Source organism: Stenotrophomonas sp. PAMC25021, from assembly GCF_004795795.1.
Lineage (GTDB): Bacteria > Pseudomonadota > Gammaproteobacteria > Xanthomonadales > Xanthomonadaceae > Stenotrophomonas > Stenotrophomonas muris.
This window is the reverse complement of the sequence record NZ_CP039255.1, coordinates 328,768-353,474: the sequence shown is the minus strand read 5'-3', so window position 1 is coordinate 353,474 and position 24,707 is coordinate 328,768. Positions and strand designations below refer to the sequence as shown.

Genomic DNA, 24,707 nt, shown 5'->3' with positions numbered 1-24,707 from the left:
GCACGCATGATGTGGGAAACGCTGGGCACGGTCCGTGACCTGGGCCGACTGCAGGAAATCGCCGTTGTCCTGATCCGCTACGGCTTCGGCGACGTGGTTCGGCGCATCGGCCTGGCCAGCACGCTGGAGCGGGCAGGGCGCCTGTTGCACTGGAACGAGGACCGGCAGGAGCTGCTGCGGATGACCGCACCGGTGCGCGTGCGCAGTGCGATGCAGGATCTTGGCCCGACCTTCGTCAAGCTTGGCCAGGTGCTGGCAACGCGCGTCGACCTGTTGCCGCCGGAGTGGATTGCCGAGCTGTCCGAACTGCAGAACGCGGTGCCGGCCCTGCCGTACGCCGAGATCCGCGGGCAGCTCGAAGCCGACCTGGGCGCGTCGCCGGCGGAGGTATTCGCCTTCCTTGACGAAACCCCGATGGCCGCCGCCTCGCTGGCGCAGGCCCATCGCGCGCGGCTGCATGATGGTCGTGAGGTGGTGCTGAAGGTGCGGCGTCCCGGCATCCGCGACGTGGTCGAGGCCGACCTGCGGCTGCTGGCGCGGCTGGCCGAGATCGTCGAGGCCCGGTTGCCGGACCTGCGTCGCTATCGCCCGGCCGAGGTCGTGCAGCAGTTCACCGTATCGCTGCGCCGTGAGCTGGATTTTGCCGCCGAATGCCGCAATGCCGAACGCATCGCGCGCAACTTCAGCGGCCGCGACGACATACTGATTCCGAAGGTGCACTGGCAGTGGACCTGCGAGAGCCTGAACGTGCAGGACTTCGTCGACGGCATTCCCGGCCGCGATCTGGCTGGCGTCGATGCGGCGGGCCTGGACCGGCGCGAGCTGGCGCGGCGTGGTGCCGGCATCGTGCTGAAGATGGTGCTGGAGGACGGCAGCTTCCACGCCGATCCACACCCCGGCAACATCATCTACCTGCGTGACGGCCGCATCGGCGTGATCGATTTCGGCATGGTCGGTGCGCTGTCCGAAGTGCGCCGCTTCCAGGTCGCGCAACTGCTGCACGGCCTGGTCGAGCAGGACCCGCAGGGCGTGGCGGACGTGCTGCTGGACTGGGCCGGCGGCGTGGAAGTGGACGAGAACCGGCTGCAGCACGACATCAGCCAGTTCGTCGACCAGTACCGTGGCGTGCCGCTGAAGGATCTGCGCATCGGCCTGATGCTGGGCGACATCACCCAGCTGCTGCGCAGCTACAGCCTGACCCTGCCGGCCGACCTGGCACTGATGATCAAGGCCTTCCTGACCCTGGAAGGCATGGGCCGGCAGCTGGATCCGGATTTCGACATGGCCAGCGCCGCCCGCCCGTTCCTGGAGCGTGTGGTGCTGCAGCGTTATGCGCCCAGGGCGCTGCTCAAGCGCGGCCGGCGCAGCCTGTTGGGCCTGGTCGACTTCGCCGGCGAGTTGCCGCGCGACCTGCGCAAGCTGGTCCAGGCAGCGCGCCGTGGGCGCCTCCAGCTGAAGGTGGAGACCACCGCGCTGCAGGGCTTTGGCGAGCAGGTGAACCGGGCCGCGAACCGACTGGTGGTGGGCGTGATCACGGCCGCGCTGATCATCGGCTCGTCGATCGTGATGCACAGCGTCGGCGGGGTTTCCAGCCGCTGGTTGCTGGCGCTGGGCGTGTGCGGATTCATCGGCGCCGGCTTCTGCGGCGTATGGATCCTGGTTTCGATATGGAGAAGCGGCAAGCACACCTAGTGTGCTTGCCGCAGCGGTTCCCAGCGGGAACCGCGGAATCGCACAGCGATTCCTGTAGCGCCGACTGCCAGTCGGCTGCATTCGCTTTTGCTTTTGCTTTTGCTTTTGCCCGCCGGCCGGGCGTTCGCGCGCTTGCCGAGCATGCCTCGGCCCAACAAGCCCGCACCACCCCGATCGCCCCGGCACTTGCAGTCGCGCATATTAGTAGTAATACTACTAACCATGGACCTGACCGACACCCAGCAGGCGATCCTGCAGTTGATCGCCGAGCGTATCGAGAGCGAAGGCGCACCGCCGTCGCAGACTGAAATCGCACGCGCATTCGGCTTCAAGGGCGTGCGCGCGGCCCAGTACCACCTGGAAGCCCTGGAGCAGGCCGGCGCGATCCGTCGCATCCCGGGTCAGGCCCGCGGCATCCGCCTGGTGCAGGCACCGCCGGTCGAGAAGCTGGCCGAGCCGGGCCTGGCCGACAGCGTGCTGCGGCTGCCGGTGCTGGGCCGGGTTGCGGCCGGCCTGCCGATCGGTGCCGACATCGGCTCGGACGATTTCGTGGTGCTGGACCGGGTGTTCTTCTCGCCGGCGCCGGACTACCTGCTGAAGGTGCAGGGCGACTCGATGATCGATGAGGGCATCTTCGACGGTGACCTGATCGGCGTGCACCGCACCCGCGACGCCCATTCCGGGCAGATCGTGGTGGCCCGCATCGATGACGAGATCACGGTCAAGCTGCTGAAGATCGCCAAGGATCGCATCCGCCTGCTGCCGCGCAATCCCGACTACAAGCCGATCGAGGTGCTGCCGGATCAGGACTTCGCGATCGAGGGCCTCTATTGCGGCCTGTTGCGGCCCAACCGTTGACCCGTTCCGTAGCGCATTACCCCGCGGTCTTTTGTGGCGATTCTCTGGTTCCACTGAGGTTGGTACGGATGTCCGATAATTCTTTTCAGAGCGCCGGGCAGAATCTCAGCCTGTGCGATACGTCCGACTTAAAGTGAGCCCATGGCAAAGAAGACCCCCAAAGACAGCACCTCCAACGACACGACCTCTGCAAGGACCAATCCGATGGACGAGAACAAGAAGCGCGCCCTCGCTGCAGCTCTGGGCCAGATCGAAAAGCAGTTCGGCAAGGGCTCGGTGATGCGCATGGGCGACCGCGTGGTCGAGCCCGTCGAAGCCATCCCGACCGGTTCGCTGATGCTCGACATCGCGCTGGGCATTGGTGGTCTGCCAAAGGGCCGTGTCGTTGAGATCTACGGGCCGGAATCCTCGGGCAAGACCACCTTGACCCTGCAGGCCATCGCCGAATGCCAGAAGATGGGCGGCACCGCGGCCTTCATCGACGCCGAGCACGCGCTGGACCCGATCTACGCCGCCAAGCTGGGCGTGAACGTGGACGACCTGCTGCTGTCGCAGCCGGACACCGGTGAGCAGGCGCTGGAAATCGCCGACATGCTGGTCCGTTCGGGTTCGGTGGACATCCTGGTGATCGACTCGGTTGCCGCGCTGACCCCGAAGGCCGAAATCGAAGGCGAGATGGGCGACCAGCTGCCAGGCCTGCAGGCCCGCCTGATGAGCCAGGCGCTGCGCAAGCTGACCGGCAACATCAAGCGCTCCAACACCCTGGTGATCTTCATCAACCAGCTGCGCATGAAGATCGGCGTGATGATGCCGGGCCAGAGCCCGGAAACCACCACCGGTGGCAACGCGCTCAAGTTCTACGCCTCGGTCCGCCTGGACATCCGCCGTATCGGCGCGATCAAGAAGGGTGACGAGATCATCGGTAACCAGACCAAGATCAAGGTCGTCAAGAACAAGCTGGCACCTCCGTTCAAGCAGGTCATCACCGAAATCCTGTATGGCGAAGGCATCAGCCGTGAAGGCGAGCTGATCGACATGGGTGTGGATGCCAAGCTGGTGGAGAAGGCTGGCGCCTGGTACAGCTACGGTGAAGAACGCATTGGCCAGGGCAAGGACAACGCCCGCGGCTACCTGCGCGACAACCCGACTGTCGCCGCCAAGCTCGAGGCCGAGCTGCGCGAGAAATTCCAGCCGGCCGAAGCGGCCCGCGAGGAAGGCGACGACGAAGGCGAAGACGAATAAGGCTTGCTGTGGGGCAGGGTGGCGCCGTCAGTGACGTCGCCCTGTCCCGCAGGTTCGAATCGCCCAGGGATGGGCTGGGCGCCACGGATGGCGCCACCCTTGGAGTACCCATGTCCGACGCCGAAGACATTCCGACCGGCCGCAAGCGCCGGCCGCGTGAGCAGACCCCCGTGCAACGGGCGTTGGGCCTGCTGGTCCGCCGCGAGCACTCGCGCAAGGAACTCACCCGCAAGCTGACGGCCCGTGGCATCGAAGACGAAGCCGCGCAGGCCGCTGTCGCCAAGTTGACCGAGGCCGGCTGGCAGGACGACACCCGTTTTGCCGAGAACCTGGTGAGGATGCGCGCCAACACCGGTTATGGGCCGATCCATGTCCGCGCCGAGCTGGGGACCCATGGCCTGGACAGTGCCGCGATTGCCGCAGCGATGGACAGCTACGAAGGCGACTGGCAGGAAAACGCCCGTGATCTGGTCCGCCGACGCTTTGGCGAGGCCGGCCCGCAGGACCTGACGCAGCGGCGCAAGGCTGCCGATCTGCTGGCCCGGCGGGGCTTCGACGGCGACAGCATCCGCCGCGCGACCCGCTACGACCCGGATGACTGAGACTGGCGGCGCCGGGCCTGATACCCTTTAGGTTTTCGGCGGTCCCTCGCGACCCTGGCCAACGCGGCCGGTGGTCCGGGTCCGCCGGCCCGCAGACTGCCAGCCCCCAATGAACGCATCCGCCAAATTCACGACATCCCAGATCCGCAGCGACTTCCTTGAGTTCTTCAAGGGTAAAGGCCACACCATCGTGCCGTCGGCGCCGCTGGTGCCGGGCAATGATCCGACCCTGCTGTTCACCAACTCCGGCATGGTGCAGTTCAAGGACGTGTTCCTTGGCGCGGAAAAGCGCAGCTACGTGCGCGCGGCCGACGTGCAGCGCTGCCTGCGCGCGGGCGGCAAGCACAACGACCTCGACCAGGTCGGCTACACCGCGCGCCACCACACCTTCTTCGAAATGCTGGGCAACTGGTCGTTCGGCGACTACTTCAAGAAGGACGCGATCGCCTGGGCCTGGGAGCTGCTGACCCAGGTCTGGAAGCTGCCGGCCGAACGCCTGCTGGTCACCGTGTATCAGACCGACGACGAAGCCTACGAACTGTGGCGCGACATGGTCGGCGTTCCGGAAGAGCGCATCGTACGCATCGGCGACAACAAGGGCGCGCCGTTCGCTTCGGACAACTTCTGGCAGATGGCCGACACCGGCCCGTGCGGCCCGTGCACCGAGATCTTCTACGACCACGGTGATCATATTGCCGGTGGTCCCCCGGGTTCCCCGGACGAAGACGGCGACCGTTTCATCGAGATCTGGAACCTGGTGTTCATGCAGTTCGACCGCCAGCCCGACGGCACCCTGGTGCCGCTGCCGGCGCCGTGCGTGGATACCGGCATGGGCCTGGAGCGCCTGGCGGCGATCCTGCAGCACGTGCACACCAACTATGAGATCGACCTGTTCCAGGCGCTGATCCGCAAGGCTTCCGAGCTGACCGGCACCGCCGACCTGGAGAACAAGTCGCTGCGCGTGATTGCCGACCACATCCGTGCCTGTTCGTTCCTGATCGTCGATGGCGTGCTGCCGTCCAACGAAGGCCGCGGTTACGTGCTGCGCCGTATCATCCGCCGCGCCCTGCGCCATGGCTGGATGCTGGGTGTGCGCCAGCCGTTCTTCAGCAAGCTGGTGCCGACCCTGGTCGAGCAGATGGGCGAGGCCTATCCAGAGCTGCCGGCGGCGGTGGACACCGTCACCCGTGCGCTGCAGGCCGAAGAAGAGCGTTTCGCCGAAACCCTCGACGCCGGCATGAAGATCTTCGAGGACGTGGCCGGCAAGGCCAGCAATGGCGTGATCCCGGGCGTTGACGCGTTCCGCCTGTACGACACTTATGGCTTCCCGCTCGACCTGACCCAGGACATTGCCCGCGAGCGCGACCTGACCGTCGACATCGCCGGCTTCGATGCCGCGATGGAACAGCAGCGCGAAACCGCACGGGCGGCCGGCAAGTTCGGCGGCGGCGTGACCCTGCCGGCCGAGCTGGTGGCAACGCTGAGCCCGACCCTGTTCCTGGGCTATGACCGCCTGCAGGCCGACGGCCTGAGCGTGCTGGCCCTGCTCAAGGACGGTCGTCCGGTGCAGTCGGCCGATGCCGGTGATTCGGTCATCGTCATCACCAACCAGACCCCGTTCTATGCCGAATCCGGCGGCCAGGTCGGTGACACCGGCGTGCTGGCTGGCAACGGCGTGCGCCTGGCGGTGGAGGACACCCAGAAGTTCGCCGGCCAGTTCCATGGCCACGTCGGCACCTTGTCCGAAGGCGGCCTGAAGGTCGGCGATGTGCTGTCCGGCCAGGTCGATGGCGAGCGCCGTGGCGCCACCATCCTCAACCACTCGGCCACCCACCTGCTGCACGCCGCGCTGCGCGAAGTGCTGGGCACCCACGTGCAGCAGAAGGGCTCGCTGGTCGCGCCGGACCGCCTGCGTTTCGACTTCTCGCACTTCCAGCCGATCAGCGCGGAAGAGCTGGCGGTGATCGAGCGCAAGGTCAACCAGCAGGTGCGTGCCAACAACGCCGCTGAAGTGCACACCATGGCCATGCAGGAAGCGCTGGACTTCGGCGCGATGGCCCTGTTCGGCGAGAAGTACGGTGAGCACGTGCGCGTGCTGAAGATGGGTGACTACTCCACCGAGCTGTGCGGTGGCACCCACGTCAACCGTACCGGCGACATCGGTCTGTTCAAGATCACCTCCGAGGGCGGTGTTTCCGCCGGCGTGCGCCGCATCGAGGCGGTTACCGGCCAGGGTGCCCTGGACTACGTGGACGCCGAAGAGGCCCGCCTGGCCGAGGCCGCTGAACTGCTCGGTGGCAGCGCTGCCGACGTGGTCGAGAAGATCCGTGCCCTCGGCCAGCGCCAGAAGCAGCTGGAACGCGAACTGGAGGCGGTGAAGGCCAAGGTCGCCGCCGGTGCCACGGCCGACCTGTCCGGCCAGGCCGTCGAGGTCGCCGGCGTGAAGGTGCTGGCTGCCCGCCTGGAGGGCTTCGACGCCAAGGCCCTGCGTGACGCCATGGACCGCCTGAAGCAGCAGCTGGGCGACGCGGTGATCGTGCTGGCCGGTGCCCAGGACGGCAAGGCCGCCCTGGTCGCGGGTGTGAACGGCAGCGCAATGGGCAAAGTCAAGGCCGGGGAACTGTTGTCCCATATCGCCGGTCAGATCGGGGGCAAGGGCGGCGGACGCCCGGACCTCGCCCAGGGTGGTGGCGAGGACGGGCCCGCCCTTGCCACTGCGCTGGCTGCAGTCGTCGAATGGGTCAGCCCCCGCCTGTGATGAACCCCGCCGTCCCCCTCCTTGTAGGAGCGGGACGGCTGACGGTACCATTGCGAATCTTTTCCCTTTGTCGTGGTAGCGCTTCTTGACGGAGCGTCAAGCCGGTGGGGGATACCCTTCCACACGGTTCCATGGAGACTTACAAAAATGTTGATCCTGACTCGCCGCGTCGGCGAAACCCTGATGATCGGTGACTCGGTGAGCGTCACCGTGCTTGGCGTCAAGGGTAACCAGGTGCGTATCGGCATCACTGCGCCGAAGGACGTCGCTGTGCATCGCGAAGAGATCTACCAGCGCATCCAGCGTGGTGATGAAGCCGGTGGCACCGGTAGCGAAAATTCTGCCGAATAACGCTTTACCTTCGCACTCGATTAACGTTATGATTCACGCCCCGCTGAGGTGCAACGCACCAGACGCGGAGAATACCCCGGAGTGATGCCCGAGTGGCCGAAGGGGCTCCCCTGCTAAGGGAGTATAGGGTCAAAAGCTCTATCGAGGGTTCGAATCCCTCTCACTCCGCCAGATACAAAGAAGCGCCTGCAGATCCTCGATCTGCAGGCGTTTTTCTTTATGGCCGGCCTTCAGAGCCGTATCGTCACGCCGACCTGGAAGCCCCGCCCCGGCAGGGGCGCGATGTACTTCAGCGGCGAGTTGTGCGGCCGCGCTTCTTCATTGAGCAGGTTGCTGCCATTGACGAACACTTCCACGCCTGCGATGTAGCTGTTGCGCACTGGAAGTTCGCGGCTGACCTGCAGGTCGACCAGGTTGAATGCGTCGAGCGGAATTTCCTCACTGACATTGCGACCCAGGTACTTCTGCGCGTCGTAGCAGGTGCTGGACAGTTGTGCCTTCCAGCCTTCGCGCTGCCACTGCAGGTTGGCGCCGTAGCGGTTGGTCGGCATGTTCGGCAGATACTCGCCGTCGTTGTGGGCGCGCAGCGAATCCGGGTGGTCGGCCTTGTTCTTCACCAGGTCGGCGAAGGCGGAGACGTTCAACGTGCCATAGCGGCCCAGGTCCAATGCCTGCGACGCGTCGATCTCGAAGCCCTTCACCGTGGTGTCGGTCTGCTTCCAGTACTTCAGCGGCAGGCGGTTGGCGGTCTGCAGGCCGGAATAGCCGAGATAGAGGTAGTTCTCGTACCGCATCCGGTACGCGGTGGCGGACAGCTCGAAACCGCCGAGGTGGAACAGGCCGGTCAGTTCCAGGTTCTTCGCGCGCTCCGGTTCCAGGTTCTGGTTGCCTTCTTCCTGTGTCATCACGGAATAGTGCGCGTTGCTGGCATACAGCTCGTTGATCTCCGGGGCGCGCTGTGAGGATGAGTAACGGACCTTGGCCGCGAACAAGGGGCCGAGCTCGACGTACGAGCCGAGGCTGTAGCTGTTGAGCCGGTAGTCGCGGTCCTGCAGTTTCGTGTTGGCGGCATTGCGCGCGGTCTTGAAGCGGCTGGGCTGTAGTGCGTGGTCGACCCGTTCGTGGCGTACGCCAGCATCGAAGGTAACCCAGCCGACGTCCACCGTTTCCTTCAGGAATACCGCATTGCTGCGGGTGTCCACGTCCGGCAGGTAGCGCTGCGAGCCGCTGCCGCTGACATCACGCGACTGGTGGCTGAAACCGACCAGGCCGCTGAGCGGGCCGACGCGTTGATGGCTGAGCAGCAACTCGGCCTGGGTGCTCTCGAAATCGTAGTCGTTTGCCCTGGTGGTACCCAGCCGCTCGCCTGAAGTGTTGTCCAGCCTGGACACGCGGAGTTCCGCGCGCTCGAACCACGGCAGCGGATCACGCAGCAGGGCTTCCAGCGCGTAGCGCTGCTGCTTGATCACCACGCCCACCGGCAGGCCATCGGCATGGTTGGAACCGAACGACAGGTTCTGCATCGAGAAGCCCGGCACGCCGTACTCGCTGTCCTTGGCATCGATGCTGACACCGACGTAGCCGCGGTCAAAGAACAGGGTCGAGCCGAAGGCCACCTGCGAGTTGCGCACATGGCTGTTGCCCAGCCGATGATGGTAGTCGGGCGTCACATCATTGTTGATCTGCTTCTGCACGTATGACGGCGTGCCGGCGACATAGGCAGGGTTGACCGGGTTGATATAGGTGCGGCGCTGCCAGACCGAGGTCGGGTTGTTGGTGTAGAACGAGAATTCACCATCGGCCCAGTCAGGATTCTCGGTCATGAACTGGTCGACGTAAGGCTGCGAGGCCTTGTTGTAGATCTGCTGTACGCGTGCTTCCTTCTGGCAGCTGTCGGCCAGCGCCGAGTTGACGCCGCCGGTCGGCGGGAACAGTCGGGTGTTGCAGACACGGGCCTTGCTGTTGCCGGGGATGTCGTAGTGCGAGATGCGCTGGCGCGAGACCTGCAGGTTGGTCGAGAGGTTGCGCTGGTTGTTGAAGTTCATGCGGAAGCCCTGCGCATCGGCGGCATTGAAGCCCTTGCGCAGGACCAGTTCCATCGACTGGTCCTTGTCTTCCATGCTGCGCGAGATCAGGCCCGAATCGATCTCGACGCTGCCGCCGATCGCATTGCCGCCATAGCGCACCGTGTCCGAGGACTTGTTGACGGTGACGCTGCGCACGAACAGTGGATCGAACGGAATATTGATGTCGCCGCTGATCGCGTTCATGCCGAGGATGGACTGGCCGTCCTGCAGGATCTGCACGCGGTTGCCGCTGAGGCTGCGGATGACCGGGGCGCCCGCGTTCGGCCCGAAAGCACTGTTCTGCACGCCGGAGACGTGTTCGAGCAGGCCGCCGAGGGTGCGGTTCTGCGCCTGCGGATTGTCGACGGTGACCCGGCTGTCGATGCGCGAGGGCTGGGAAGCCTGGACCTGGAGGGTGGGGAGGGTGGGTTCGTCCGCGGCCTGGGCGGTGTGGACGGCGAACAGAATGGCAGCAGCAAGCAGGTGGCGACGCATGGCAGGACTCGTGAAGGCGAAGTGAAATGTTATAACGTAACTCTTTGTATCGGCAAGGACGGATGAGACCTTGCCGCCAGACCGAAATCGCGGGGGCGCGAATGAGGTTGCCGCGTGTTCAGCGCCCCGCCTTGCGCCGGGCGCCGATGCTGTGCACGATCCGAGGCGCTGCGCCCCACAACGCGTCACGCAGAATCTTCTTCACTGGAACGGAGCAACGTATGAAGCTGTTGTCCGCTGTGTTGTTGTCTGCGCTTTCACTCCCCGCCGTTCCGGCGCTGGCAGTGGAGACTTCGCCTTCTCCCCTGCTGGGGCGCTGGTCGCTGGATATCGCCACGTCTGCGCTACCCGAAGCGCAGCGCCCGAAGCACGTGGTGCTCGAGTTCAAGGACGCCGGTGGTGGCCGCTGGAGCTCGCACGTGGACATCGTCCTGCACGACGGCAAGACCATGAAATCCGACGGCACGCTGGCCCTGGATGGCACGCCCGGCGCCCTGTCCGGCACCTATGGCGCGGACAAGGCCAACCTGAAACTGCCTGCACCGAACACGCTGGTGATGCAGCTGGTGGACCATGGCACGCCGGCCTCCACCCGCATCTACACCGTGGCGGATGACCAGGCGACGATGACCGAGACCAAGGCGTTCTACGGTCATGACGGTACGCCGATCCTGCAGACCAACCTGTTCAAGCGCATGCCGTAGCGATGCTGCATTCACCGCGCCCGCAGGGCAGGCGTGGTGAATGCAACGGCCTTACACGGCGGCGGCCGGATCGCGCTTGCCGGTGTCGATGCCGTACTTGTCGATCGCGTCCTGCATCCGCGAGCGTTCGATGCGGCCTTCGTCGGCCAGCGACTTCAGGGCCGCCAGTACGATGAAGTGGCGATCCACTTCGAAGAACGTGCGCAGCGATTCACGCGTGTCGGAACGGCCGAAGCCATCGGTGCCCAATGCGGTGAAGCGGCGGTCGTTGATGAAGGGACGGATCTGGTCGCCGACGATCTTCATGTAGTCGGTGGCCACCACCACCGGGCCTTCATGACCCTGCAGGCACTGCTGCACGTAGGGCACGCGCGGTTCTTCGGCCGGATGCAGCAGGTTCCAGCGCTCGGCGGACAGCCCGTCGCGGCGCAGTTCGGTCAGGCTGGTCGCGCTCCACACATCGCTGGCGATGCCGAAGTCCTGCTGCAGCAGGTCTGCCGCGGCTTCCACTTCGCGCAGGATCGAGCCGCTGCCCATCAGCTGCACGCGTGGCTGCAAGGCGTTGTCGGCGGCTGCCGGATGCAGCAGGTACAGGCCCTTCAGGATGCCGGCTTCGGTGCCTTCGGGCAGTGCCGGCTGCGGGTAGTTCTCGTTGAGTACGGTGATGTAGTAGTAGATGTCTTCCTGGTCGACATACATGCGGCGCAGGCCGTCGTGGATGATCACCGCCAGTTCGTAGCTGTAGGTCGGGTCGTAGGACACGCAGCTCGGAATCACCGACGACAGCACGTGGCTGTGGCCGTCATCGTGCTGCAGGCCTTCGCCCATCAGCGTGGTGCGGCCCGACGTGGCACCGAGCAGGAAGCCGCGGGTACGCGCGTCGGCAGCGGCCCAGGCCAGGTCACCGACGCGCTGCAGGCCGAACATCGAATAGAAGATGTAGAACGGAATCGTGGCCAGGCCGTGGTTGCTGTAGGCGGTGCCGGCGGCGATCCATGAACAGATCGCACCGGATTCGTTGATGCCTTCCTGCAGGATCTGACCGTCCTTGGCTTCCTTGTAATAGCTCAGCTGGCCGGCATCCTGCGGGGTGTACAGCTGGCCCAGGTAGGAGTGGATGCCGATCTGGCGGAACAGGCCTTCCATGCCGAAGGTGCGCGATTCATCGGGCACGATCGGAATCACCAGCTTGCCCAGATCCGGGTCCTTCAGCAGGCTGGTGAGGATGCGCACGAAGCCCATGGTGGTGGACTGGCCGCGATCGCCACTGCCCTGCAGCTGGGTGTTGAAGATCGACAGCGGCGGCAGCGGCAGCGGATCCACCTTGGCCAGGCGCGCCGGCAGCTGCCCACCCTGGATGCGGCGGCGTTCGGCGAAGTAGGCGGCCTCGGCGCTGCCCGGTTCCGGGCGCAGATAGGGCATCTCCTCCAGCTGCTCGTCGCTGACCGGCAGGTTGAAGCGGCCGCGGAAGGCGCGTACTGCATCGGCGCTCATCTTCTTCAGCTGGTGGTTGATGTTCTGGCCTTCGCCGGCTTCGCCCATGCCGAAACCCTTGACCGTCTTGGCCAGGATCACCGTCGGCCGGCCGCGGGTGTTCACCGCCTGCTGGTAGGCGGCGTACACCTTCTGCGGATCGTGGCCACCACGTGCCAGCGCCCAGATGTCGTCATCGCTCATGTGCGCGACCAGCTCCAGCAGCTCGGGGTAACGGCCGAAGAAATGCTCGCGCACGTAAGCACCGCTCTGCGACTTGAAGGTCTGGTAGTCGCCATCCACGCATTCCATCATGCGCTGGCGCAGCAGGCCGCTGTGGTCGCGGGCCAGCAGGTCGTCCCAGCCACTGCCCCAGATCAGCTTGATCACGTTCCAGCCGGTCGCGCGGAACGTGCCTTCCAGTTCCTGGATGACCTTGGCGTTGCCGCGCACCGGACCGTCCAGGCGCTGCAGGTTGCAGTTGACCACGAACACGATGTTGTCCAGCCGCTCGCGGCCGGCCAGCGAAATCGCCGCCAGCGATTCGGGCTGGTCCATCTCGCCGTCGCCGAGGAAGGCCCAGACCTTGCGGTCCTGGTGCTGCTTCAGGCCGCGGTACTCAAGGTAACGCATGTAGCGCGCCTGGTAGGCGGCGGTCAGCGGGCCCAACCCCATCGACACGGTGGGGAACTGCCAGAACTCCGGCATCAGGCGCGGGTGTGGATACGAAGACAGGCCGTCACGACCGGCTTCGCGGCGGAAGTTGTCCATCCGTGCCGGATCGATGCGCCCTTCCACGTACGCACGGCCATAGATGCCCGGCGCGGAATGGCCCTGGATGTAGATCATGTCGCCGTCGAAGGTGTCGGTACGGCCACGGAAGAAGTGGTCGAAGCCCACGTCGTACAGCACCGCCGCCGACTGGTAGGTGGCGATGTGGCCGCCGACGTTGGAGTGCTTGCCGGCGCGCAGCACCATCACCATCGCATTCCAGCGGATCATCGCGTTCAGGCGGCGCTCGATGGCCAGGTCGCCCGGGTAGGCCGGCTGGCGCTCCGGCGGGATGGTGTTGACGTAGGCGGTCCACGCGCGCGCATGCAGATCGCCGTGCCGCTGCGCATCCAGCTCGCTGAGCTGGTCGATCAGGTAATGCGCGCGTGGCCGGCCACCGGCCTGCATCACCGCCTCCAGCGATTCACGCCACTCCCGCGTTTCCAGCGGGTCGGTATCGAAGGGGGTCAGGGCTTGGTTCATGACTGTCTCCAGAGGGCGCCGACTCTGCCTGGGCGACAACACCGGCAGGGCGCACAGCACTGGAGCGGGGTCGCAATGGCGGGGCCGTGACGCGAAGGGCGACCGTGGCGGCCACCGGGGAGGCAAGCGTAGGCCTGGCCCCGCGGCTTCGATAGGCGGGCCCGGCTTGGGTCTCTGGCAAGCAAGGGTTGGCACGGTGCGCCATATCATGGGCGAATGTGCCGGGCGGAGAGTGCCTGGCATGGCCGCCTGCTGCAACGCCACTGTCATCGATGGTCGTCACCCTGCGGGGCTTTCCAGCCTCGGGGTGTTGGCCGGCCGTGAACAGCGTGAGGATCTGGGAGAAGAGCTACGCGCTGCGCCGACGGCTGCTGCGTGGCTTCTTCCTGCGTCGCGGTTCTGCCAGCGAAGACGCCGAGGACCTGGCGCAGGAGGTGTACCTGCGGCTGCTGCGGGCCACCGGCGAGAATGCCGCAGCGATCGAGAACCCGGAGGCCTACCTGTTCACGGTCGCGGCCAACCTGGCACGCGAGCACGCGCGCGCGCGTTTGTCGCTGCCGCCGCTGGAAGACGTGGATCAGCTGGCCGAAGTGCTGAAAAGCGAAGAAGACATCGAGGGCGAGTTCGAGCGCGCGCAGCGCTGGAACGATATCCGCAGCACCATCGCACGTCTGCCGGCGACCACGCGACGGGTGATGGAGCTGCATTACCGCGACGGGCTGGACTGCCCGGCAGTCAGCCAGCAGTTGCAGGTGTCGGTGCACATGGTGCGCAAGCACATCGGCAAGGGTCTGGAGGCCTGCAGGAAGGCGCTGGGCGCCAGGGAGCACGCATGAACCGAAACGCATCGCCCATGGCCGACGACACGCTCGCCTGCGAGGCAATGGACTGGTTCCTGCGCAATCGCGAGGGAGTGCTGGACGAGGCCGAGCGGGTTGCGTTCCTGGACTGGATGAAGCGCTCGCCCGAGCACGTGCGCGCCTATATGCACGCCCTCGCGCTGCACCGGCAGGTCGGCGAGGCACTGCAATCGCCGTTGCCGGAAGAGGCGCCGGCGCCGCCACGGCAGGCGGCCGCCAAAGTGGTGCCTCTGTTCGATAGTGCCCCCGCCGCGCCGCACGCCGCGCCGCTGCGCCGCTGCACGCGCGGGTGGGTGATGGCTGCCGCAGCCTGCATCGCCCTGCTCGGCGTGGGCCTGGTTCCGCAGCTGATGCCCACCGAACAGCTGTACAGCGCCGACCATGGTGAACTGCGTGACCTGGTGCTGCCTGACCGGACACAGGTGCGGCTCAACGCGGACAGCCGCCTGCGGGTACGCATGGGCTGGTTCAGTCGCAATGCGGAACTGCTGCAGGGCGAGGCGACGTTCGACATCGCACGCGACCGCCGCCCGTTCCAGGTGCAGGTGAACGGCCTGGAGATCCGGGACATCGGCACAGTCTTCGACGTGTCGCGACGGCTGCAGAGCACGCGCATCGGTGTGGTTTCCGGCGAGGTCGAGGTCTGGAGCCAGGGCGCGGGTGCCCGCCGCCTGGCCCAGTTGGGGCAGGGCCGGGTGGTGCAGGTCGACGCGCGCAGCCATGCGGTGGAGTCCTTGGACATGCCACTGTCGATGCTGCTGGACTGGCAGCAGCGCAAAGTGTCCTTCCTTGACGAACGCTTGGACGAAGTGGCTGCTGCCTTCAACCGGCACAACCAGGTGCAGGTGCGCGTGCTGGACGAGGGCGCGGCATCGGCACGGTTGTCCGGCAGCCTCGATGCGCATCGCATCGGTGCGCTGCAGGCCTTCCTCGAACGTGACCCGCGCTTCGTGGTGAGCCGCGAGGGCGACACAGTGCGGGTTGGCAGCCGCTGAGGCCGAGGTGGCCGTGGACTGTCAGAAAAAATTCATTGAATCCGCGTTCTCCACTTTGGTGGATGCGGGCTCTTACTTGGGAGAAGCCGCTGCCGATCCGCGCAGCGGCGCCTGCTGCCTTCTCTCTTCCAAGGACCCGTGATGCGCAACACGCTCTACCTGTCGATCATCCTCGCCCTGTCTACCGGCAGCATGCCATTGGCCTTCGCCGCCGCCGCCGATGGCCTGGAGGCGCGTGTGTCCACGCCGATCGCGGCACAGCCGTTGGCGCGTGCACTGGAGCAGTTGTCACGCAGTTCCGGGGTGCAGTTCCTGTACTCGGCCGATGGCGATGCCCGCATGGCCGGTGCGGTGCCGCGCGGTGCCACCGTCAGGCAGGCGCTGGATGCACTGCTGGCCGGTACCGGTCTGGGCTACACCGTGGTGGATGGCAATGTCATCGCCATCGATCCGGCACCGGTACGCAACGCGCCGAACCCCGGAGCACCGAAGCCGCGCGAGGCCGAGGCGGTGGTGGCGCCGACCCTGGACACGGTGAAGGTGATTGCCGCGCACGAGGTGATCGACCAGAAGAAGACCTCACCGGTGATCAAGGATTCGGTGGTCTACGACGAAATGGACAGCTACGGCGACGAGACCCTGGCCGAGAGCCTGATGGCCGCTCCAGGCCTGAGTGCGGTGGAGGATGCCGGCGAGCCACGTTACGTGACGGTGCGCGGCGTACAGGCCAATCTCAACTACACCACCATCGATGGCATCGCGATTGCCAGCGTGGGTGGCAGTGGCTCCGGCGAACGCATGAACAACCTGCAGCTGATTCCCAGCGACATCGGCACCCGTACCGACATCTACAAGAGCTTCAGTGCGGAGCAGGCACCGGATGCGATCGGCGGCGTGATCGACATCATCAGCCGCAGTGCCTTCGACCGGTCCGGCAAGTACGTGTTTGCCGACGTGGCAGGTATCTATTCCACGGCCGAGACCAACGTCGAGCGCAGCGCTGGCGGCAACCACGAAACCCTGGGCCACTTCGGCAAGAGCGCCAAGATGGTGTTCTCCAACCAGTTCGGCGCCGGGCAGGAGTTCGGCATCGTTGCGGTGGCACGCTATGAGCAGCGTTCGCGCAACAGCGTCAAGCGCTGGGTGGAGTCGAACTACTACTACAACGACGCCGGCAAGTACCTCACCGACGGCACCACCGGGCCGGATGAGGCCAAGGGTTGGAACGGGCTGCGTGCGCCCGGCAATTTCAGCACCGGCACCTACACCAACTTCATCACCAACTTCGGCGGCTCGGCCAAGCTGGAATGGAAGCCGTCGGACGATCCGTTCTACGCATCGCTGCTGCTGTACTCGTACCGGTTCTACGAGAACTCGACGATGAACAAGACCGATCTGTACGGCAACGCCAAGTTTCCGATCCGCAACCAGACCGAGGACAGCGGCACCACCCAGATCAACAGCATCTACATCAAGAACCGCCACGACCGCTGGGACCGCAGCAACCGTGGCGCCATCGCCAGCTTCAACTGGGACATCGGCGACCGTTCGCGGCTGAGCCTGCGTGGCGGCCATACCGAAGAGACTTTCCACAACAACCAGGTCTACTGGGGTGTGCGCGCCTACCCAAGCAGCCTGTTCGTCGACTACGAGAACGACAGCCACGGTTTCCCCAACGCGGTAGCGGTGTCCGATTCCAGCCTGTTGACCAGCTCGGCGTTCAAGCTCAATCCGGCGCAGGCCTATGTCTCCCCGCGCGATGCCAAGGAGAGCATCGACAACCTGCGCGCCGACTTCAGCTACAACATCGACGCCGATGCGCGTGGCTTCGGCCTGGCCACCGGCGCCGAATACCGCCACCTGAAGATCTGGCAGGACATCGACTTCGACTACTTCAGGAGCAACGCCACGCTCAACGATTACCTGTATCCGGGATCGACGCTGCTGGGCAGCGTGCCGGGCTTCCCGCTGATTGACAACCGCAAGTGGAACGAGGAACTGCTACCGAAACTGGGCAACAACAATGCGGCGTATCCGAATGCCAACTTCACCAGTGACTACAGGTACGTGGAGGACATCACCAATGCGTACGTGTCCGCGCACTACGCCTGGGACCGGCTGCTGCTGATCGGTGGCCTGCGCCATGACCACACCCGCTTCGATGCCTACAGCCCGTTCAGTAATGATGGCGGCACCACCTATACCTCCGCCTTCCGCAACACGAGCGGTGGCTACAACAACCTGTTGCCCTCGTTGAATGCGACGTTCAAGCTGAGCGAGGACCAGCGCCTGCGCTTCTCCGCCAGCCGCACGCTGGGCCGGCCGACGCCGAGCAACATTGCCCAGGCCACCAGCACCAGCTGTGGCGATGACGAGGAGGGCAGGGGCTTCTGCACCATCAAGCAGGGCAATGCGAACCTGCAGCCGCGCCGTTCCACCAACATCGACCTTGCATGGGACCTGTACTTCAACGGCAACAACGGCCTGGTCTCGGTGGCGTTGTTCGACAAGGTAATCAAGGACGACATCTACACCCTGACCACCTTCGAGAACGTGGGCGATACCCGTTACCGGGTGACCCAACCGATGAACACCGATGAGTCCAGGCTGCGCGGCGTCGAGTTCGCGGTGGCCAACCGCAACCTGCAATGGGGCCGCCAGCGCTTCGACATGTACTTCAACGCCACGCGGCTGGAAGGCAGGACCAACTACCGCATCACCGATGGCACCGAGCGACGCCTGGACCGGCTGCTGTACCAGCCGGACTGGTCGCTCAATGGTTCGGTGATCTGGCGCATGCCGTGGAAGAACTCGCAACTGCGCCTGTCCGGAACCTACCGCAGCCGGATGCTGGTCGACTTCGGCGATACCCAGTGGCTGGACTCGTACTACGACCCGTACATGACCTTCAACATGGCCTTCAGCCACAAGGTCAGCAGGCACGTGACGCTGAAGTACGAAGCCAAGAACCTGTTCAACACCCAGCCGACCTACAGCACCGGCCCGAACGGGCGCTTCCGTACCGAGATCGACGACTACGGCCGCTTCTTCTACTTCCACATCATCTACAACTGAGGGCACAGCCGTGGAGACGATCAATCGCAGGCGATTCCTGGCCCTGGCCGGTCTGTCCGCTGCCGGCGCCTGGATGGGCACGGCACGCGCGCTGGCCGCGCAGGCCGATGCCACCACGCTGAACCCGCGCAACCTGCTGGCCAAGCCGCGCTTTGCCAGCACGCCCTTCACCCTGGGCGTGGCCTCGGGTGATCCCACGGCCGACGGCATGGTGCTGTGGACGCGGCTGGCGACGGAGCCGCTGGTGTTCGGCGGTGGCATGCCGACCCGGCCGATGGTGGTCGAATGGCAGCTGGCAGCGGACGAAGGCATGCGCAAGGTGGTACGCCAGGGTTCGGCGCTCGCGCATCCCGAACTCGGCCACGCGGTGCACGTGGAACTGGAAGGATTGGCGCCCGGACGGCCCTACTGGTACCGCTTTACCGTGGGTGGTCACGCCAGTGCAGTCGGTTGTACCCGCACGCTGCCGGCAGCCGCGGCAGCGGTGGATCGCGTGCGCTTTGTGGTGGCCGGCTGCCAGCACTACGAAGAAGGCCACTACACCGCGTGGCGGCGCATCGCCGAGGAACCGCTGGATTTCGTCTTCCACTACGGTGATTACATCTACGAAGGTGAAAGCCAGCCTGGCCTGCGGAAGATGAACGGCCAGCCGTTCACCAACCTGCGCAACCACGTCGGCCCGCAGACCTACACGCTGGATGATTACCGCCGCCGCTACGCCCAGTACAAGAGCGATGCCGACCTGCAGGCCGCGCATGCGTCGGCACCGTGGTTCGTCACTTTCGATGACCATGAAGTGGACAACAACTGGGCCGGCGCCGAAGACCAGGACGATACGCCCAGCGAAGTGTTCCTGCTGCGGCGCGCACAGGCGTTCCAGGCCTACTACGAGAACATGCCGCTGCGTCGTTCGGCATTCCCGCGCGATGGCCACATGCAGCTGTACCGGCGCGCACGCTACGGAACGCTGATGGACCTGCACCTGCTCGACACACGCCAGTACCGCAGCAAGCAGGTGAACATGGCGCTGCGTGAGGACGTGGAATCGCCGGAGCGCAGCATTGTCGGTGCGAAGCAGGAGCGCTGGCTGTTCGATGGCCTGGCCGATGCCGCACCGCGTTGGCACACCATCGCCCACCAGGTAGCGCTGGGCAACTACATGCGCGAGAAGGACGGCGTGGTGCAGTCGTCCGATGACCAATGGTCGGGTTACCTGGACAGCCGCCGGCGCCTGCTCGACCACATCCAGAAGGTCGGCTTCGGCAACGTGGTGACCGCCTGTGGCGACGCGCACCGGCATTACGCCAGCGACCTGGTGCAGGACCATCGTGATTCGGGCGTGGTCTCCAGCGAGTTCCTTGCCACTTCGATCACTTCGGGGGCCGATGGCCAGGGCGTGGACGCTTACGCCCGCAACCAGCTTGCGCACAGCCCCAATCTGAAGGCGACCACCGACAAGCGTGGCTATGTGCTGTGCGATGTCACCCGTGATGCGTGGATCGGCGACATGAAGACGCTGGATACGGTGATGCGACCGAACGGTACCGTGCAGAGCTGGAAGCGCTACGCGGTGGAGCACGGCCGGCCGGGGCTGCAGGAGGCCTGAATCTAGCGGTCTGCGCTGTAGAGCCGAGCCCACGCTCGGCTGCTTCTTTCGGGGCAATGCGACCGGGGCGAAAGCTGCCGAGCATGGGCTCGGCCCTACAGGGATTCTTCAATCGTGCTCGAACCGCAGCGGTTCGGTGCCCATCGCCGGGTCACTGGTGCCGGGGCGACCATCCTCGGCGCGGCCGGCCAAACGCAGCACACTCCCACCCGCGCTGATGCGCAGGTCATACCAGCCGGCGGTAGGCGTTGCATCCCACGCCAATGAAGTCTGCGCATGTGCGGGCAGCGCCAATGTCTGTTCGGGCATGTGTCCTGCATAGGCGCCGCCATGCACGCGCACCTGCTGTGCACTGTCACCCAGATTGCGCAGGTGCAGCCGCAGCTGGCCATCCGCGCGATCAATTGAAGCCTGCACGGCAGGAGCCTTGGCCGCACCCTGGAAGTGGCGGTGGAAGCCGTTCGGACCGAGCAGCCACAGGTCATAGCGGCCCTGGGCGTCCAGCGGCCAACGCTCGCGCAGCGGCATGCCCGGCAGCAGCGTGTAACGGCGCGGCACCGCCTCCAGCCGCAGCCGATCGTAGACATGCAGCACTGCCGCTGCGCCCTCGCAGGACAACGCCAGGTCAACGCCCGCGACGTCGACCGCAGCAATCGATGCCTGCGGTCGATAGGGAAGGGCACGCGCCGGGCGTACACCGCTTTCCTGTTTCGCTGGCTTCAGCCCCTCTGGCAGCGCGGGCACGGTGCGCCCCGGCAAAGCAGCGGCGCGTGCGGCCACCGCGCTCACGTCGGGCAGGCCGCGGACGAACGGGCGGGTATCGCGCTGGGCAAAGTCGAACGCAGTGCTGAGGTCGCCGCAGACCGCGCGGCGCCACGGCGAGATGTCCGGCGCGGACACACCAAAGCGGCGTTCGATCAGTCGAATGACCGAGGTGTGGTCGTACACCTGCGAATCGACCCAGCCACCGCGGCTCCAGGGCGAGATCACGTACAGCGGCACGCGCGGGCCCAGCCCATACGGGCGGCCGCGCAGTTCGGCGAAGTCGTACTTCTCATCTCCCGGTGCCGGATGGCGGTGGTACTCGCCTTCAGTGCTGACCGAGGACGCACCCGCCCAGCCACCGTCCACCGGCGAAGGCGGTGCCGGTGGTGGCATGTGGTCGAAGAAACCGTCGTTCTCGTCGAACATCAGCAGCAGGGCGGTGCGGCTCCACACCTGCGGATCGGCGGTCAGTGCATCCAGCACGCGTGCGGTATAGGCCGCGCCCTGGGCCGGGCTGGAGGGGCCGGGATGCTCGCTGCCGGCCGCGTCGGCGATGATGAAGCTGACCTGCGGCAGGCGTCCGTCGATGACGTCCTGGCGCAGCTGCGCCAGGCCACGCGTGCTGACCCCGCGTGCGCGCAGCTGCGGGTCATGCCCCGGCGCAGCGCGGTAGGCCTGGCGGAACGCCTCGAAACCGGCCAGCGGGTTGTCGGTGAAGTTGTCGGCCATGTCCTGGTAGATCTGCCAGGATACCCCCGCCTTCTGCAGGCGTTCGACATAGCTGGCCCAGCGGTACGACGCAGGATGCCCGCCGTGCTCGGGGAAGTTGTCGTGCGAGTTGGCGATCACCGGGCCGCCGGCGCGGGCGGCAGCATCGTTGTGGCCGGTCCACAGGAACACCCGGTTCGGGTTGGTTCCGGCCTGCATCGCGCAGTGGTAGGCGTCGCAGATGGTGAAGGCATCGGCCAGGGCGAACTGGAAGGGCAGGTCGCTGCGCTGGAAGTAGCCCATCGAGTGGTTCTGCTTGGCTTTCGGCCATTGCCCCATGCGTCCGTGGTCCCAGGCCCGCTGTGCATCCGGCCAGGTGTGCGGCGTGCCTTCCACGCGCATGTAGCCGAAGTGCGCGGCGGTATCCAGCGGGAACGGCGCGATCGCGCGCTTGCCGCTGGCATCGGGCTGCAGCCACAGGCTGCGCGCGCGGGCGCCGGCCTGCAGTGCCTGCGCCGGAGCGACGAAGCGATCGCCGAAACCCCGCACGCCCGGCAGCGTGCCGAAGTAGTGGTCGAACGAACGGTTCTCCTGCATGAACACCACGATGTGCTGCAGGTCTTCCAGGCTGCGGGTTTGCGCGGCGGGGGCGATCGCGGCGGCCCGGGCGATGCTGGGCAGCAGCGGGGAAAGGCCGGCGGCAACGCCGGCCTGCAACAACCGGCGTCGGCCGATATCGGTCACGGGCTCACTCACAGGTCCACACGGAAGGAGATGCCGACGGTGCGCGGAGCGCCGATGAAGGCGTTGTCGCGGCCGTCCACCCCCGCAAGATACCGCTTGTCGGTGAGGTTGCTCACCACCAGGTTGGCACCCATGCCCTTCAGGCGCGGCGACAGGCCCTGCAGGTCGAAGCCGATGTTCGCGTTGAACACGGTGGCCGAGGGCAGCTTGTTGACGTTGGCGGCGTCGAGGTAGCGGGTGCCCAGGTAACGGCCGGACAGGCCGAAGTTCCAGTTCTCGCCCTGCCAGTCCGCCGAGAGTACGAGGGTCTGTTCGGGTTGGCCGATCACCTTGGCGCCGTCGACGATGCCCAGCTGGGTATCACGCGCGGCATCGCCACTGCCCAGGTACTTGGAGCGGTTGTAGGTATAGGCGGCGTTGAGGCGCCAGCCGTTGTCCCAGCCATAGCCGAACGCCGCTTCCAGGCCGTTGCTTTCCACGCCGCCGAAGTTCTCGTAGACGCCGTCGGTCTCGCCCAGGTAGTCGATGCCGCTGACGAAGCCGGCCGGCAGGTAGACGATGCGGTTGTCGAACTTGATGTTGTACAGCGTGACCGAGGCGGTCAGGGGCCAGCGGCTGATGCGCATGCCCATTTCAATGTTGTCGGCGGTCTCCGGCTCGACGTTGCGGAAGCGCTGCGGGTCGGTCTCGCCGAGCACGCCGGAGGGGATGGCGGCGAAGTTCTGCGAGAAGCCCGCGAACAGCTCCATGCCTTCCACGCCGGGCGCCCAGGTGAAGCCGGTGGACAGCAGCGGATCGGACCTGGAGTCGGATGTGACGTGCTCGCTGGCACCGATCACGCGGCGGCGCGACTGGTCCACGAAGAACTGCTTCACGCCGAGGCGCGCGCTGAACGGGCCGAAGCGGGCCACGTCCTCGACGTAGTACATCTGTTCGTCGACCTTGTACTTGTCCTCGAACTGTACCCAGTACGGCTGGTGGTCGAAGGCGATGTCCTGGCCGACGTTGAGCAGGCGATGCCAGTCGCGGCGTGCCGAACGGTCCAGCTTCTCCACCCACAGGCCGCCGCGGATCGTGTTGTCGACTGCGCCGAAAGTCTGGCGCCATTCGCCGTCGGCGGTCACGCCCATGCGGTCGTTGTCGTAGTGGGTGTGGCGATACGACTGCGCGCCCAGCACGTTGCCGGCGTAGCAGTTCGGATCGTACTCGGCGGTGAAGCCAAGGCGCGGGCTGCAGCTGGCCAGGCGCTGCGCGGCACTGCCATCGGGATTGACGAAGAAAATCTGGCCACGGTTGCTGCCGCCGTACACGGTCTTGCCACCGAGGTATTCCGACTCCGGGCGACCGGCTCCGTCATCGCTGACCTGCGCCAGATACGGTGGCAGCCAGTCGCCGCGGCCTTGCATGCGGTGCCCGTAGGCGGCCACCGAGGCCTTGAAGCCGTTGCCACCGTCGAAGGCCGCGCGCAGGTAGCCGAAGGTGTTCTCGCGCAGCGCACGCGAGCCGGAACGGTAGTTCTGGTCCAGGTAGGGAATGCCGGTGAGGGTACCGACCAGGTTGTCGCGATCCGGATTGGTCGCGAAGCCCTTCGGTGAGACGCTGGTGTACTCCGGCTCGTCCGCATCGTTGTAGGACAGGTAGCCGGTCAGGGTCCAGCGATCCAGTTCGGTGATGAACTTGCCGGCGATGTGGTCATTGCTGGTCTTGCCGCTGCCATCGATCCAGTCATGCACGCGCGCCGACGAGGCACTGACCCAGGCGCGGGTGTGGCCGCCGAGCAGGCCGGTGTCGTAGCGCACGTAGTACTTGCGCGCCTCGTTGTCACCGGCGCCGACCACGAAGCGCAGGCGGCTGTCCTGCAGCGGATCGCTGGTGAGGAAGTTGAGGGTGCCGCCCAGGGCCTCGTTCGAGCGCGAGGAGATATCGGCGGTGCCCTGGCTGACTTCCACCGTTTCCAGGTCGAGGGTGTCGATGTAGCGGTTGGCCAGCGAGCCGCCGCCGTAACCCGAGCCACCATTGGGCAGGCCGTCGATAGTGGTGCCGATCTGCTGGGTATCACGGTTGGTGACGAAGCCACGCATGCTGATCTGCGTGCCCCACACCGACGAGCCGGTGGCATCGGCCTCGCTGACCACCACGCCGGGCACTTCGTTGAGCGCGTCGTTGACGCTGCTCATCACGGTCTGCCGGTTCAGCGTTTCCGCACGCACGGAAGTCTTGGCATAGCTGGTGGCCTGGCCGATCACCTGCACCTGGTCGAGGGTGCGGGCCTCACTGCTGCGCGCTTCAGCGGCATCGCCCTGCGGTGCTTCGGCCAGGGCGTCCAGTGCGGGAGCGATCAGCAGGGCAAGCAGCGAGACACGGGGAAAGCGCGCAGACGTTCGCATCGAGACCGGACCTTCAGAGCAGGGAAGCCCCGGAGTGTCGGCAGCGCCAATGACATCGGCATGACGTGGCGA

Annotated in this window: 15 protein-coding genes and 1 tRNA gene; 12 read left to right on the top strand and 4 right to left on the bottom strand. The window is 65.9% G+C overall.

Annotated features, from left to right (window positions below; all coding sequences use genetic code 11):
* Positions 1 to 9: 9 nt before the first annotated feature.
* The 7 genes from ubiB to E5790_RS01640 all read left to right on the top strand — a co-directional run bounded on the left by ubiB (position 10) and on the right by E5790_RS01640 (position 7,674).
* On the top strand, positions 10 to 1,692 hold the full coding sequence (gene ubiB / locus E5790_RS01670; protein WP_032962195.1) for a 2-polyprenylphenol 6-hydroxylase: 1,683 nt from the start codon (positions 10 to 12) through the stop codon (positions 1,690 to 1,692).
* Positions 1,693 to 1,914: 222 nt separating this feature from the next.
* Positions 1,915 to 2,550, top strand: a complete 636-nt coding sequence (gene lexA / locus E5790_RS01665) for a transcriptional repressor LexA (protein ID WP_032962190.1) — start codon at positions 1,915 to 1,917, stop codon at positions 2,548 to 2,550.
* A gap of 204 nt (positions 2,551 to 2,754) precedes the next feature.
* Positions 2,755 to 3,792, top strand: coding sequence for a recombinase RecA (gene recA / locus E5790_RS01660; RefSeq protein ID WP_005412937.1), 1,038 nt, complete (start codon positions 2,755 to 2,757; stop codon positions 3,790 to 3,792).
* Between the two features lie 110 nt (positions 3,793 to 3,902).
* Complete coding sequence (gene recX, locus E5790_RS01655) at positions 3,903 to 4,394, top strand: recombination regulator RecX (protein WP_005409024.1); 492 nt, start codon at positions 3,903 to 3,905, stop codon at positions 4,392 to 4,394.
* 109 nt (positions 4,395 to 4,503) lie between these two features.
* Positions 4,504 to 7,152, top strand: coding sequence for an alanine--tRNA ligase (gene alaS / locus E5790_RS01650; protein WP_014646721.1), 2,649 nt, complete (start codon positions 4,504 to 4,506; stop codon positions 7,150 to 7,152).
* Positions 7,153 to 7,299: 147 nt separating this feature from the next.
* Positions 7,300 to 7,503: a carbon storage regulator CsrA gene (gene csrA / locus E5790_RS01645; RefSeq protein ID WP_004152909.1), complete on the top strand. Its 204-nt coding sequence runs from the start codon at positions 7,300 to 7,302 to the stop codon at positions 7,501 to 7,503.
* 78 nt (positions 7,504 to 7,581) lie between these two features.
* A tRNA-Ser gene (locus E5790_RS01640) sits at positions 7,582 to 7,674 on the top strand.
* Positions 7,675 to 7,733: 59 nt separating this feature from the next.
* Here the strand turns inward: E5790_RS01640 and E5790_RS01635 are convergent.
* Positions 7,734 to 10,064: a TonB-dependent receptor gene (locus E5790_RS01635; protein WP_111205685.1), complete on the bottom strand. Its 2,331-nt coding sequence runs from the start codon at positions 10,062 to 10,064 to the stop codon at positions 7,734 to 7,736.
* Between the two features lie 221 nt (positions 10,065 to 10,285).
* On the opposite strand from E5790_RS01635, the gene E5790_RS01630 reads away from it, so the two are divergent.
* Positions 10,286 to 10,768: a hypothetical protein gene (locus E5790_RS01630; RefSeq protein WP_014646723.1), complete on the top strand. Its 483-nt coding sequence runs from the start codon at positions 10,286 to 10,288 to the stop codon at positions 10,766 to 10,768.
* A gap of 51 nt (positions 10,769 to 10,819) precedes the next feature.
* Here the strand turns inward: E5790_RS01630 and aceE are convergent, their stop codons facing one another.
* Positions 10,820 to 13,495 carry a pyruvate dehydrogenase (acetyl-transferring), homodimeric type gene (aceE, locus tag E5790_RS01625; protein ID WP_111205686.1) on the bottom strand — a complete coding sequence of 892 codons (2,676 nt, stop codon included), beginning with the start codon at positions 13,493 to 13,495 and terminating at the stop codon, positions 10,820 to 10,822.
* 320 nt (positions 13,496 to 13,815) lie between these two features.
* On the opposite strand from aceE, the gene E5790_RS01620 reads away from it, so the two are divergent.
* The 4 genes from E5790_RS01620 (at position 13,816) to E5790_RS01605 (ending at position 20,031) form a co-directional block, all read left to right on the top strand.
* A complete protein-coding gene (locus tag E5790_RS01620) occupies positions 13,816 to 14,331 on the top strand; it encodes a sigma-70 family RNA polymerase sigma factor (RefSeq protein ID WP_041863300.1) in 516 nt (171 codons plus the stop codon).
* On the top strand, positions 14,328 to 15,350 hold the full coding sequence (locus E5790_RS01615) for a FecR domain-containing protein (protein ID WP_111205687.1): 1,023 nt from the start codon (positions 14,328 to 14,330) through the stop codon (positions 15,348 to 15,350). Before E5790_RS01620 ends, E5790_RS01615 begins: the two co-directional genes overlap by 4 nt.
* Before the next feature lie 141 nt (positions 15,351 to 15,491).
* Complete coding sequence (locus tag E5790_RS01610) at positions 15,492 to 18,425, top strand: TonB-dependent receptor (RefSeq protein ID WP_111205688.1); 2,934 nt, start codon at positions 15,492 to 15,494, stop codon at positions 18,423 to 18,425.
* A 10-nt stretch (positions 18,426 to 18,435) separates the two neighbouring features.
* The gene (locus tag E5790_RS01605; RefSeq protein ID WP_053495078.1) at positions 18,436 to 20,031 is read left to right on the top strand and encodes an alkaline phosphatase D family protein; all 1,596 of its coding nucleotides are present in this window, start codon (positions 18,436 to 18,438) and stop codon (positions 20,029 to 20,031) included.
* Positions 20,032 to 20,139: 108 nt separating this feature from the next.
* Here E5790_RS01605 and E5790_RS01600 read toward each other — a convergent pair whose 3' ends face one another.
* Together E5790_RS01600 and E5790_RS01595 are read right to left on the bottom strand one after the other, a co-directional pair.
* Complete coding sequence (locus E5790_RS01600) at positions 20,140 to 22,248, bottom strand: phospholipase C, phosphocholine-specific (protein ID WP_069117229.1); 2,109 nt, start codon at positions 22,246 to 22,248, stop codon at positions 20,140 to 20,142.
* Between the two features lie 8 nt (positions 22,249 to 22,256).
* Positions 22,257 to 24,635, bottom strand: coding sequence for a TonB-dependent receptor (locus E5790_RS01595; RefSeq protein ID WP_111205689.1), 2,379 nt, complete (start codon positions 24,633 to 24,635; stop codon positions 22,257 to 22,259).
* Between the last annotated feature and the right edge of the window lie 72 nt (positions 24,636 to 24,707).